Annotated in this window: 9 protein-coding genes; 8 read left to right on the top strand and 1 reads right to left on the bottom strand. The window is 73.1% G+C overall.

Annotation, left to right across the window (positions count from 1 at the left end):
• Positions 1 to 171: 171 nt before the first annotated feature.
• Complete coding sequence (locus SSNG_RS01810; RefSeq protein WP_050779514.1) at positions 172 to 702, bottom strand: DUF6328 family protein; 531 nt, start codon at positions 700 to 702, stop codon at positions 172 to 174.
• A 427-nt stretch (positions 703 to 1,129) separates the two neighbouring features.
• Here SSNG_RS01810 and SSNG_RS01815 point away from each other — a divergent pair, with 427 nt between their 5' ends.
• The 8 genes from SSNG_RS01815 to SSNG_RS01850 all read left to right on the top strand — a co-directional run bounded on the left by SSNG_RS01815 (position 1,130) and on the right by SSNG_RS01850 (position 13,320).
• On the top strand, positions 1,130 to 2,350 hold the full coding sequence (locus tag SSNG_RS01815) for an MFS transporter (RefSeq protein ID WP_042800387.1): 1,221 nt from the start codon (positions 1,130 to 1,132) through the stop codon (positions 2,348 to 2,350).
• A 248-nt stretch (positions 2,351 to 2,598) separates the two neighbouring features.
• The gene (locus SSNG_RS01820; RefSeq protein WP_007262079.1) at positions 2,599 to 6,432 is read left to right on the top strand and encodes an amino acid adenylation domain-containing protein; all 3,834 of its coding nucleotides are present in this window, start codon (positions 2,599 to 2,601) and stop codon (positions 6,430 to 6,432) included.
• A complete protein-coding gene (locus SSNG_RS01825) occupies positions 6,429 to 7,733 on the top strand; it encodes an ATP-grasp domain-containing protein (RefSeq protein ID WP_007262080.1) in 1,305 nt (434 codons plus the stop codon). The genes SSNG_RS01820 and SSNG_RS01825 overlap by 4 nt, the downstream gene beginning before the upstream one ends.
• On the top strand, positions 7,730 to 8,704 hold the full coding sequence (locus tag SSNG_RS01830; protein ID WP_206731272.1) for a peptidase: 975 nt from the start codon (positions 7,730 to 7,732) through the stop codon (positions 8,702 to 8,704). The genes SSNG_RS01825 and SSNG_RS01830 overlap by 4 nt, the downstream gene beginning before the upstream one ends.
• A 3-nt stretch (positions 8,705 to 8,707) precedes the next feature.
• Positions 8,708 to 10,516, top strand: a complete 1,809-nt coding sequence (gene asnB, locus SSNG_RS01835; RefSeq protein ID WP_007262082.1) for an asparagine synthase (glutamine-hydrolyzing) — start codon at positions 8,708 to 8,710, stop codon at positions 10,514 to 10,516.
• Positions 10,517 to 10,550: 34 nt separating this feature from the next.
• Positions 10,551 to 11,381, top strand: a complete 831-nt coding sequence (locus SSNG_RS01840) for a hypothetical protein (RefSeq protein ID WP_007262083.1) — start codon at positions 10,551 to 10,553, stop codon at positions 11,379 to 11,381.
• A gap of 13 nt (positions 11,382 to 11,394) precedes the next feature.
• Positions 11,395 to 12,309: an aminotransferase class IV gene (locus SSNG_RS01845; protein ID WP_007262084.1), complete on the top strand. Its 915-nt coding sequence runs from the start codon at positions 11,395 to 11,397 to the stop codon at positions 12,307 to 12,309.
• A 60-nt stretch (positions 12,310 to 12,369) separates the two neighbouring features.
• On the top strand, positions 12,370 to 13,320 hold the full coding sequence (locus tag SSNG_RS01850) for an AEC family transporter (RefSeq protein ID WP_007262085.1): 951 nt from the start codon (positions 12,370 to 12,372) through the stop codon (positions 13,318 to 13,320).
• Positions 13,321 to 13,367 lie beyond the last annotated feature (47 nt).

Raw genomic sequence — 13,367 nt, forward strand, 5'->3', positions numbered from 1 at the left:
GGGCCTGTTCCTCGCGGCCGATGCCCGGGCGCTGTTGCTTCGCGGTGTGGCCGCCCGCCCCGTCGTCGGGGGCGGTGTCCCCCGCCCGCCGGGTCCCGCGGTCGCGGTCGCCGCCCCCGTCCTGCGGGCCCGCGGGCGGGGTCCGTGACCAGCGGTGCTGCCGGTGCTCGCTCATGTCGTACTCCTCGTCTCGCGGGGTTCCTCCGTCTCCGAGGTCTCCTCCTCGGAGGTGTAGCGGATCCGGGCCCACAGGGGCAGTGCGTACCAGCAGAGCAGGTACCAGGCGACCACGGCGGAAACCAGCCAGGGCACGAGGGCGTCGGGTGCCGCGACCCGCAGTACGAGGAAGAGGGCGGAGGTGCAGGTGGCCAGCAGCAGGAGGATGCCGGCGAAGGTGAGGCGCGAGGCCCAGAGCACGGCCTCCGGCTTGATGCGGCGCCCCGAGACGATCCGGTGGAAGGAGACGGGGCCGATGAGCGCGCCGGTGGCCAGGGCGCCGAGGACGACGGTGGCGGTGTAGATCGCCTTGTCGGTTTCGGCCAGTCCCTGGAAGTGCGGGGTGAAGGCGACCGTGAGCAGGAAGCCGAAGAGGATCTGCACCCCGGTCTGGGCGACGCGGATCTCCTGGATCAGCTCCTGCCACTGCCGGTCCGCCCGTTCGTCCGCGGTCTCGTCGCGTCCCTGGGCCCTCACTCGCGGCATACGGCCTCCCTCGTCCACGGCCCTCCCTCGTCCACACCGGCGCCTGCCCGGCGGACGCGCCGGGCAACCCTCCCCGGGCCAAACCCCCGGAATTGAGCCTTCCGCCCCTATGCCTTACCGGCCGGTAAGTGCGGAACGTCGACCGTTCCTGCACATTCTCTTTCTCCGCCCTTTACCGGCCCTAGGGGGTTCACGTCGTGTGATCGGGGTCACAGGACCGTTTCCTGGACAGCCCGGCGTAGATCAAGTTTCGATATGCCCTGCGCGGCCGACGATCTCGGTCCGCGACCACGGGGGAATTTCCCGAATCCTGTCGTCGGCAACGGCGCTTGACGAGGAGTGGGGGCGTGTCAGTGATCCTGGCGTGCGCAAGAGGAAGAATCACGGCGTCCGTTCTCGGTGGCACGGACCGCATTGCGGCAGGCCCATGCTGAGCCGACTGCTCCCGCCCGCCGGCCCGGCACGCGTCCTCACCGGCATCACTCTGGTGCACACCCTCGGGCAGGGCCTGTGGATGGCGCTGAACGCCATCTTCGCGACGGCCGTGCTCGGGCTGACGCCCGGCCGGTTCGCCCTCGGCGTCGGCGTCGCCGCCGGCATCGCCCTCCTGGTCAGCACCCCGACCGGCCACCTGGCCGACCGGATCGGCCCGCGCTCCGTGCAGATCTGGTCCTTCATCGCCCTCGGGCCGCTCACGGCGGCCCTGCTCGCGGTGCAGGACTTCACCTCGTACCTGCTGGTGGTGAGCGCGCAGGCGGTCGCCTACAGTGCCAGCCGCAGCGCCCGGATGGCCATGGTCCCCGGGCTGGTGCCGCCGCAGGACCGGGTCACCGTCCGCGCCCACCTGCGGGCCACGAGCAACGTGAGCGTCGCGGTGGGTGCCGCCCTGGCCGGCCTGCTGCTCGCCGCCGACTCGGTCCGGGCGTACCAGGCGGCCGTGGTCTTCAACGCGTCCACCTACCTGGCCACGGGGCTGCTCACCCTGCTGCTGCCCGCGGTGGCCGCGCAGCCGGCCCGCCCCGGGCCCGCCCTGACCGTCCTGCGCGACCGCCCCTACCTGGCGTTCGTGGTGCTGGACGGCCTGCTGTCCATGCACAACCTGCTGCTCGACGTCGTGCTGCCGCTGTGGGTGCTGCACCGCACGAACGCGCCCCGCTGGATGATCGCCGCGATCCTGCTGGCCAACACGGTCGCCGTGGTCCTGCTCCAGGTGAGGGCCGCGCGCGGGACCGACGAGCCGAGCGCGGCGGCCCGGGCCTCGCGGTCCGGGGCCCTGTGCCTCGCGGTCGCCTGCGTGTTCTTCTCCTTCAGCGGCGGGGTCTCCGCGACGCTCGCCGGAGTGCTGCTGCTCCTGGGCGCCCTGGCCCACGTGCTGGGCGAGATCCGGCAGTCGGCGGGCAGCTGGGGGATGTCGTTCGCCCTGGCGCCCGAGCACGCCCAGGGCCAGTACCAGGGCACGTACGCGATGGGCGCGGACCTGGGCAAGATGATCGCTCCGGCGCTGCTGACCTGGCTCGCCGTCGACCACGGCGGGCCCGGCTGGCTGGCCATGGCCCTCGGCTTCGCGCTGGCCGGAGCCGCCATGCCGCGCATCGCCGACCGGGCGCTGCGGGGCCGGGAGGCCGCCCCGGACGCCGTCGCGGCGTGACGGGGCCGCCGCAGCCGGGGCCCGATTTCCGTCCGAATTCTCCGCCATTCATTTCCCTGTTCCACTTCCGGAGTTTTTCCGCGCCGTCGCACCGTTTCCGCATTCCGGGCCGGTGATGTCGCGCCGAGTATGAATGCCCTGTCGCGGCGCAATTCGATCGCGCGGGGTCCGCAGATGTGCGCCGTGCGTGTATTCGGCATGTCCGCCGCACGGCAGGTGAACGAAATGCAGACGAGGGGACCATCACCGTGGGCGACATATCCGCCGACTCACCGCAGGCCCTGCAACTGCCCGTGCGGGACGCCGGGCACGGCGCCCCGGACGGCGCGGGCAGCGGGACGCATTCCTGGTCCGGCGCGGTGGCGCCGGGCGCGCGGGCCGCCGCGGTCGCGGCGGCCGACCTGTGGCACGCCGCGTTCGCCGTGCTCGTGCACCGCTACAGCGGTCAGGACGACATCGTGCTGGCCCGGGCGGGCGGCGCGCACGGCGCGCCGGTCGCCGTCCGCTCCGTGCTCGCGCCGGGGCAGACCCTCGCCGCCCACGCGCTGGGGCTCGCCGCCACCCACCGGGAGGCGGTACGGGGCTCCGTGCCCGGCGCCGCGGCCGACCTGGGCGGCGGGCTGCGGGCGGGCTTCCTGGAGTCGGACGGCGCCACCCCGGTCCCGGAGGGCTTCGCGCTCCTGCTGGAGGCCCGGCCCGCGCCGGACGGCCCGCTGTTCACCCTGCACTACGACCGGGCCCTGTTCCCCGGGACGCTGATCGCGCGGATGGCGGCGAACCTGGACACGCTGCTCGCGGACGCGGCCGCCCGCCCCGGCGCCCCCGCGGCCGGGCTGGCCCTGCTGTCCCCGCAGGAGCACCGCCTGCTGCGCGCCTTCAACGACACGGCCCGCCCCTACGACCGCGACACCCCGCTGCACGCCCTCGTGGAGGCCCAGGCTGCCCGCACCCCCGACGCCCCCGCCGTCGAATGGCGGGGCAGCGTGCTCACGTACGGCGCGCTCGACCGGAGCGCCAACCGGCTGGCTCGGGCCCTGGCCTCCCACGGGATCACCCCGGGCTCGCGCGTCGGGCTCTCCCTGGGACGCACGCACCACGCGGTCGCCCTGCTGCTCGCCGTGCACAAGGCGGGCTGCGCGTACGTACCGCTGGACCCCGCCTACCCCGCGGACCGGCTGGCCGCCATCGCCGGCACCGCCGACCTGGCAGCCGTCGTCCACGACGGCGACGAGGCTCCGGCGTGGCTCGGCGACGGGCCCGTACGCGCGCTGCCCTGGCGGGAGCTGTCGGAGAAGGCACGGTCCGAGGACGAGCGGTCCCCGGCCGTCACCGTCGGCCCGCGGCACACCACCCACCTGATCTACACCTCCGGCTCCACCGGCCTGCCCAAGGGCGTGGTGATCAGCCACCGCAACGTGGCCGCGCTCCTCGCCTGGGCGAAGGAGACGTACGGGGACGAGGACCTGCGGCGGGTGCTGTTCTCCACCTCGCTCAACTTCGACCTGTCGGTGTACGAGCTGTGGGCCCCGCTCACCCGGGGCGGCTGCGTCGTCGTCGTGGACAACGTCCTCGCGCTCACCGAGGACGACGGACTGCGGCCCACCCTCGTCAACACCGTGCCCAGCGCCCTGAACGTCCTGCTCCAGCGCGGCGCGGTGCCCGCCTCCACCCGCGTCCTGAACGTGGCCGGCGAGCCGCTGTCCCGGGAGCTGGTGAACGAGGCCTTCGCCTCCACCGGCGTCGAGCGGCTCTACAACCTGTACGGGCCCTCCGAGGACACCACCTACTCCACCTGGAAGTGCTTCACCGGCCCCACCGGCGGCGCGCCCACCATCGGCGTGCCCGTCCACAACACCACCGCCCACCTCCTGGACCCGCTCGGCCGGCCCGTGCCGCTCGGCGCCACCGGCGAACTCCACTTGGGCGGCGACGGCCTGGCCGCCGGCTACATCAACGACCCCGAACGCACCGCGGCCTCGTTCGTCCCCGCGCCCGCGCACCTCGGCGAGGTACCGGGCGGGCGGCTGTACCGGACCGGCGACCTCGCCCGGTGGACGGAGGACGGCGAGCTCCGCTTCCTGGGCCGCCGGGACAACCAGGTGAAGGTGCGCGGCTTCCGCATCGAACTCGGCGAGCTGGAGGCGGCGCTGCGCGGCGTCGTGGGCCTGAAGGACGTCGCGGCCCTGGCCGTGCGCACCGACGGGGACACCCGGCTGGTCTGCTACGTGGGCCTGGAGGGCTGGGGGTCCCCCCGGACGGAGTCTGGGGGAGACGTCACCGTCGAGGCCATGGCCGTCCATCTGCGGGCCAAGCTGCCGCACTACATGCAGCCCGCGCGGATCGTCGTCGAGGAGCGGCTGCCCCGGCTCCCCAACGGCAAGGTCGACCGCAAGGCCCTGGCCGCCCGGGAGGTCGACTGGGGGCGGCAGCCCGGTGACGGCACCGACGGCGACGTCTTCGACGACCCCGACGAGGCCGAGGTGGCGGGCATCTGGTCCGAGCTGCTCGGCCTGTCGCGGGTCTCCCCCGGCGTGGACTTCTTCTCCGTGGGCGGCCACTCGCTGCTCGCCCACCCCTGCTGGCGGCGCGCCTGTCGGACGCGGCCGGCCGGCCCGTCCGGGTGGCGGAGATCTACCGCCCACCGCACCCTCGCCCGAGCAGGCCGCGCTGCTTGCGCCGCACCCGCCGGGGAGGGCGGCGGGCCGGCCGCCCGGGGCGTCCGGCGGGGGCCCGGCCGAAGCGGCCGGCGCGCCCGTCCCCCGACACGCTGCGCGAGTCCCGCGCGCGGCCACGGCGTACCGGGAGCCGGCGCGGCCGTGTTCCTGGACGGGGAGCTGGAGCTGACCTACCACGGCGTCACCGACACCGTCTCCGGCGCCGCGTACGGGCCCGCCACCCGCCAGCGCGTCACCTGCGTCACCAAGCCGATGCTGGCCTTCGTCGCGCTGCGCCTGGTGGACCGGGGCCTGCTGGGGCTGGACCAGCCGCTGGACGGGCTGCTGCCGCAGGCGTTCCGGCGCCGCGACGGGGGCACCGTGAAGGTGACGCTGCGCCACCTCCTGTCGCACACCAGCGGGGTCGACGACTCGTACGAGGTGTGGCACGACACCGGCCTGCCCGACCTGGACTCCTACATCGCCACGCTGCCCGCCTACGGCCAGCTGTTCGAGCCGGGCGAGGTGTTCGCGTACTCGGCGGTGGGGACCTCGATCGTCGCCGCGCTGATCGAGAGGCTGCTGGGCGTCCCGTGGCGCCGCGCGGTGAACGAGCTGCTGCTCGCCCCGCTCGGCATCCGGGAGGTTCCCGAGAGCCTCACCGAGGGCGGCCACTACGGGGGCACGGTCTCGGCCGGCTACGTGTGGACCGAGCGGGTCGAGGGGTACGTGCGCCACGACCCGCCGCCGCAGACCATCGCCGACGACGCGGCGGGTTCGTTCTCCGTCTGCCTCACCCTGGACGAGCTGGCGAGGATCGCGATGCTGGCCGTCGACGACGGGGTCGCCCCCGGCGGCGAGCGCCTGCTCTCGGCCGAGCTGGCGCGCGAGATGCGCACGCCCCAGATCCCCGTCCCCGGCCACCACTTCATGCACGCGTGGGGCCTGGGCTGGCTGATGTTCGGGCCCTCCGCCTTCGGCTTCAACTCCAACGGCAGCGGCCACCACAACTTCATCCAGATCTTCCCCGGGCAGCGCTCCTTCCTGCTGCTGCTCGCCAACGCCTACCCGGCGTTCGGGCTCTACGAGGACCTGCTGCGGTCCCTCACCGGCGAGGGGCTCATCCGCACCGGCCGCCCGTTCGAGATGGAACTCGACGACTGCGCCGGCCTGTACGCCTCCGACGGCTACCGGCTGGAGGTGCTGCGCGGCACGGAGCACCTGCGCTACGCGTACTCCGAGCGGCAGCCGGGCGGCGCCTGGCTGTGCGTGGACGAGGGCGACCTGGTGCTGTCCGGCGCCGGCGGCTTCAGCTCGATGTCCGAGAAGAACGTCCTCGCCGGTTCGATCTCCTTCATCCCCACCCCCGGTACCGCCGTCCCGGGATTCGTCCGCATCGGCCAGCGCTTCGCGAGGAAGACACGATGACCGACCCACTGCACCCCCCGCACCCCCCGCACCCTTGCGCGTCCGAGGCCCGGCACGTGGTCTTCGTGACCTGGAAGGCGGGCAACGCCCCCGCGTTCGAGGCCGCCAAGCGGCTCGGGCACCACGTGACGCTCATCCGCTCGCTGCTCATGGAGCAGGCGCAGAACATCGACTTCGACGCCTCCCCGTACGCGCGTTTCGTCGACCGGGTCCACGTCCTGAAGGACGCCACCGACGCCGGGGCGCTGCGCTCGTGCGTGCTGGAGGTCCACCGGGAGCGGCCGGTCGACGGCTTCGTCGCCACCGTCGACGCGCTGGTGGTCCCGGTCGCGCGGATCGCCGAGGAGATCGGGGTGCCGTTCACCGACGCCGCCGCGGCCGAGACGGCCAAGCAGAAGGACCGCTGCCGTCAGGTGCTGGCGGCGGCCGGGGTGGACACCACCCGGTACGCCGTCGTGGGCGGCTTCGAGGAGGCTGCGGCCTTCGCGGCGGGCGGCGGGTACCCCGTCGTCGTCAAGCCGGCCCGGGGGTCCGGGAGCGAGGGCGCCCACGTCGTCGCCGACGAGGAGCAGCTGGCGGGTGTCCTCGCCGGGGCCCCGGACGGCGCGTACGCGGCGGGCATCCTCGTCGAGGAGTACCTGAGCGGGCGGTTCGTCTCCGCGGAGATCGGCCTGGTGCACGGGCGGTTCCTGCGGCTGGCGGTCAGCGAGCGCTCGACCTGGCACCGGCACGAGGCCCTGGAGACCGGTACGACGATCCCGGCGGGCATCTCCGCCGAGGAGCACGACCGGGTGATGCGGTTCGCGGAGGAGGTCGTCGGCGCGGTCGGCCTGCGGCTCGGCGTCTTCCACGTGGAGGTGATGCTGGGCGCGGACGGCACGCCCCGGCTGATCGAGCTCAACCCCCGCATCATGGGCTCCTGCCTGCCGAACCTGTTCCGTCTCGCGGGCGGCGGGGACATCTTCGAGCTGCTCGTCCGGATCCACCTGAACGAGGCGGTCGAGCGCGGCCCGGCCTCCTTCGACGGGTACGCCACCGTCCGCTGGTTCGGTGCCGCCGACCCGGTGCCCACCCCGGAGCGGGTACCGGACCTGGACTGGGCCGCCGAGCGGTACGGCGACAGCCTGCACTCGTTCACGCTCCGCTTCCCCGAGGGCGGCACCCTGCTGCCCTGCCGGGGCAACCTCGGGAACTTCGGCGAGGTCCAGGTCGTGCACCCCGACCGGGCGACGTCGATACGCATCGCCGAGGAGGTCGTCGCCGGCACCGCCGAGCGGCTCGGTTTCGAGGTGACGAGGTGAGGACGACGACCACGACCGCCTTCTTCGACCAGACCCGCCGGCAGCTCGCCCGGCTGGGCCTGCCGGACGGGGACCCGCAGCTCACGCCCGACTCGGACGCCGTCTTCGCCGACGGCGGGCACTTCCGCATCGAGGTGCCGACGGTGAACTCGGTGGAGGCCGCCGAGCGGCTGCTGCGCGAGAGCCGGCGCCGGGGCTTCACGATCAACCGCATCACCGAGACCCGCGGCATGTACCGGCACACGGCCCGCGAGATCGGCGAGTACGTGGCGCTCGGCGAGGAGTTCGGCGCCGAGGTCCTGATGTCGGTCGGCCCCCGCGCCGTCAACGACATCGGGGCCGGGGCGCAGACCCCCGAGGGGGCCCGGATCGGCTACCGGCTGCGCGGGCAGGAGCAGATCGTGCGCGCCGTCGAGGACGTCAAGCGCGGGATCGGCCTGGGCGTGCGCGGGTTCGTCGTCTACGACGAGGGCCTGCTGTGGGTGCTGGGGCGGCTGCGGACGGCCGGCGAGCTGCCCGCCGGGATCCACCTGAAGGTGTCCGCGCACTGCGGGCAGGGCAATCCGGCGTCGGCGCAGATGCTGGAGATGCTCGGCGCGAACAGCTTCAACCCGGTGCGCGACCTGACGCTGCCGATGATCGCGGCGCTGCGGCAGGCGGTGGCGGTCCCGCTGGACCTGCACGTGGACAACCCCCGGAGCTCGGGCGGGTTCATCCGTACCTACGAGGCCCCGGACATCGTCCGGGTGGCGGCGCCGGTCTACCTCAAGACGGGCAACAGCGCTCTGGACGGCCACGGGGTCAGCCCGTCCCCCGCTCAGCTGGACGACATCCTGCGGCAGGTCGAGCTGGTCACCGAGTTCGTCGGCCGGCACCACCCCGGGGCCCGGCAGAGCCGTGCCGGTTCCGCCGTCCGGTCCCTCGAAGCCGCCGGGAGCGTCCCCGCCCCCGGCCGCCGGACGGAGGTGTGAGCCATGTGCCGCATCCACGGCTGCTTCGGCGGGGAACCCGCCGGGCGGGAGGTGCTCGACGCCGTCGCGGCGGCGATGTTCGAGGGCGGGCCGGACGCGCAGACCGTCCGGCGCGGTGACGGCTGGGCGCTCGGCAACAACCGGCTCGCCATCCAGGGGATAGCCTCCGGCGACCAGCCCTTCGTGCGCGGTGCGCTGTGCTGCGTGTTCAACGGCGAGATCTACAACCACCGGCAGCTGCGCGCCGAGCTGGCCGCGCACGGCTACTCCTTCGAGGGCGACTGCGACGGCGACGTGCTGCTGCCGCTGTACGAGCTGTACGGGGACGCGTTCACCAGCCGGCTGGAGGGCATGTTCGCCATCGCGGTGGTCGACGAGCGGGAGGAGCCGTGCCTCAAGCTCTTCACCGACCACGCCGGCATGAAGTCGCTGTACTACTACGTGTCCGCCGACGGCCGCCGGCTGTGCTTCGCCTCCGAGCTGCGGGCGCTGTCCCGTTTCCCGGACTTCCCCGACGAGCTGGACCCGCTCGCGGTCGACCGCTACCTCGGCGGGAAGGCGGTCTGGGGCCCGGGCACCGTGTACACCCGGGTCCGCACCCTGGAGCCCGGCTCGGTGCTGCGCTTCGCGGACGGCCGCGAGACCCTCACCCGCACGGCCCTGGAGCCCGCCGAGGTCGACTGGCCCGGCGGCGAGCCGACCGTGGAGGCGGCGGCGGAGCTGCTGGACGGGCTGCTGCGCACCGAGATGGGCCGCATACTCGACGCGGACGTCCCGGTCTGCGTGATCACCAGCGGCGGGCTCGACTCCAGCTACACCACCGCCCTCGCCGCCCATCTGGTGTCCGACGTGGCCTCGTTCAACATCGCCTACCGGGGCGACTGGCCGGCCGACGAGCGCCACTGGGCGGCCGAGGTGGCCCGCCACTGCGGCACCGAGCACCACCAGGTGCTCCTGGACCCGGCGGGGTTCCCGGAGCTGGTGGAGCGGTTCACCCGCCACCTCGACCAGCCGAACAACGCCCCGCACAGCCTGAGCACCTTCGCCCTGTTCGAGGCGGTGCACGAGGCCGGGTTCAAGGTGGCCCTGACGGGTGACGGGGCGGACGAGCTGTTCGCCGGGTACGCGCGGTTCACCAAGGCGGACCGGGACGGCGACTCCGCCTGGCACCGGGCCTACCAGGACACGATGGCCGTCGCCGGCCCGGCGGCGCTCGGCCGGCTGTACACGCCCGCCCACCTGGAGCGGGTACGGGCGGCCGGCGGCCACTTCGGGGACCTTAGCGGCGACGAGCTGGCGCGCCGGGTGCGCTCCGGCCCGCACGGGAAGCTGGAGACGCTGCTGCGCTACGACCAGGCGGAGCGGTTCCCCTACTACATCCTGCGCCGCGTGGACCACCTGAGCATGGCCCACTCGGTGGAGGCCCGGATCCCGTTCCTCCAGCCGTCGGTGATGCGCCTGGCGCACGCGCTGCCCGCCGCCGTGAAGGTGGCCGGCGACACGGTGAAGGCGCCGGTGGCGCGGGCGGCCCGGCCCTGGGTGCCGCGGAGCGTCGTCGACCGGCCCAAGCAGCCGTTCACCCTGCCGGTGGCGGCGATGATCCGGCCGGGCGAGGCGCTGTACGACATGGTCGGCGACGTCCTCCTGGGCCCCGGTGCCCGCTGCCTGGACTACGTCCGCCGGGACGCCGTCCGCGAACTCTTCCGCTCCCAGACCGAGAGCCCGGGGGCGCACTCCGGCGAACTGCTCTGGTCGCTGCTGGTCCTGGAGACCTGGCTCTCCGCCCGCGGTCTGACCCCCGCACCCCTCTAAACCCTTTCCCCCACCCCGAGAAACGAGACAGGACATGACCGACACGCCCGAGTCCCGCCCCGCGATCACCTCGCTCCTGGCCGGCGTCACCAAGGCCGACATCCGCCGCGACCCGTTCCCGCACGTGGTGATCCGCGACGCCCTGCCCCAGGAGCTGTACGACGCCCTGGCGAAGTCGATGCCGACCGCGGAGTACATCGGCGAGCGGATCGGGAAGCCGATCACCTCGAACGAGCGCTACAACTACATGTCCGAGATGATCCTCGCCGACGACACGATGGCGCAGGTGTGGAAGGACTTCGTGACCTACCACGCCTCCCCGGCCTTCTACGAGGAGTTCCTCGACCTCTTCCAGGAGGACCTGCTCGCCAACCTCCCGGAGGCCGAGGACCTGGTGGGCCCGCTGCGCGAGCTGCGCGTGGGCCGCCGCAACCGGGACGCCTTCGAGACGCACGACATCCTGCTGGACTGCACGGCCGTCATCAACTCGGCGGTCACCGGCCGTCCCTCGGCCTACCGCGGACCGCACGTGGACAAGCCGCACAAGCTCTTCGGCGGCCTGTTCTACATGCGCCTTCCCGAGGACGACGCGACCGGCGGCGACCTGGTGCTGTACAAGTACCGGCCGGGCGCGCACAAGTTCCACACCAGCGCCTCCGAGTACGGTGACAACCGCTTCGACATCGACCCGCAGTACGTCGAGGAGGTCACGACCGTCCCGTACCGGAGCAACACCCTGGTGCTGTACCCGATCAACCCGCTGGCCCTGCACGGGGTGTCGGTGCGCAGCCTGACCGAGCACCAGCGGCGCTTCGTCGCCCTCGTCGGGGACCTGCCGCGGCAGCTCTTCGACCTCGCGCTCTGAGGAGGAGGCCGCTGTGATCCCCTTCGACCAGCGCACCGGGAAGATCTGGTACGACGGCTCCCTCGTGGACTGGGCCGACGCCCGGCTCCACGTGCTCAGCCACGGACTGCACTACGCCTCCAGCATCTTCGAGGGCATCCGCGTCTACGGCGGTGAGGCGTTCATGCTCAGGGAGCACATCGCGCGGCTCGGCGCGTCGGCCCGGATCCTGGACTTCGAGCTGGAGTACTCCGAGGAGGTGCTGTACGAGGCCACCCGCGCGGTGGTCGCCGAGGCCGGCATCACCGAGGGCTACGTCCGCATGAACGCCTGGCGGGGCTCGGAGATCATCCAGACCGCGGCGCTGAAGACGTCCGTGCACACCTCGGTGGCCGCGTGGGAGCTCCCTGCGGGCTACTACGCGGCGGAGGACGCCGTGGACCAGGGGATCTCCCTGGTCACGGGCCGCTACCGCAGGCCTTCGCCGGAGTACGCGCCGGTCAAGAGCAAGGCCGCCGGCAATTACATGATCGGCACGGTCAGCAAGAACGAGGCGCTGCGGGCGGGCTTCGACGACGCCCTGCTCCTCGACGACCGCGGGAACTTCGTCGAGGCGACCGGTGCGCACCTGTTCTTCACCAGGGGCGGGGCGCTGTACACCCCGACGACCCGCTGCACCATCGACGGGATCACCCGGGCGTGCGTGCTGGCCATCGCCGAGCGGGAGGGGATCGAGTGCGTGGTCACCGACCTGGCCCCGGCGTTCGCGGGCGAGGCCGACGGCGCGTTCCTGTGCGGGACCGCGTGTGAGATCCTCCCCGTCGGCCGCCTCGATGATCATCACTACGACGTCGCCGGCAACGCGGTGACGCGCAGGATCGTCACGGCATACCGGGAGCTGGTCCGGGGGCGCGCCCAACTGCGCGCCCCCGGCGGCCTGGCCCGGTAGGAAGCCGTCGCGACAGGGAAACAGGCCCCTTCCGGGGGCCGCGGGAGCAAGGGCACGTGCATGGGAGCGGTGGATGCTCTGGAAAAACTCGCACCGGTGGTGCTGGCCTTCGGCTGCGGGGTCGTCCTGGCACGGCGGAAGGTGGTGCCGGCCGAGAGTTCCAAGGTGTTCGCGGACTACGCGTTCCTCTTCGCCGTGCCCTGCTTCCTCTTCGGGAACATCTACCGCAGTGACCTGGGGGCCCTGTTCAACTGGCGGGCCATCGGCGGTTACGCGGCCGCGGCGTGCGCCGCGGCCGCGCTGATCGGCGTGGTGGCGTGGGTCCTGGGCGTGCGCGATCCGCGCGGCGTGGCGCTGCGCATCATGGCCGCCGTCCAGGTGAACACGGCCTACTTCGCCGTGCCGGTGTTCATCATGCTGTTCGGGAACGCGGCACCGATCTTCCCGGTGCTGCTGTTCCAGGTCTGCGTGCTGTCCCTGATCATCATCTCGATCATGGAGCTGGGGCGGCCGGACCGGGTCGGGAGTCCGGCCCGGCGGCTCGGATCGGCCGTCGCCGCCTCGCTGATGACCCCCGTCGTGATCGCCTGCAACGCGGGCATCGTGCTCAACCTGCTGCCCGTCACGGTCCCGGGGGTCGTGCTCGACAGCTTCACCTTCGTCGGGGACAGCGCCTCGCCCGTCGCACTGTTCGCCCTCGGCCTGCATCTGGGCGGAAGCGGGATCAAGATCCGCGGCACCACCATGGAGGAGGTCTGGATCACCGGCTTCAAGTGCGTGGCGCTGCCGCTGATCACCTACGCCGTGTGCCGCTTCGTCTTCGGGGTGGAGGGCGAGTGGCTGAGCTACCTCGTCCTGATCGCCGCGATGCCCGCGCCCCAGAACCTGTTCATCTTCGCCCAGCGCTACGACGTCGGGGTCGACATGTCGGCCTCCCTCGTCATCAAGAGCTCGGTCGTCGCCCTGCTGCTGCTCCCCCTGTGGACACAGCTGGTGGCCCACCCGGGCTAGGGGGTGTCCGGCGGATCAGGGCCGGGCCCGGGACGCCTGGCACCGCG

This window comes from Streptomyces sp. C (assembly GCF_000158895.1).
Taxonomy (GTDB): Bacteria; Actinomycetota; Actinomycetes; order Streptomycetales; family Streptomycetaceae; genus Streptomyces; species Streptomyces racemochromogenes.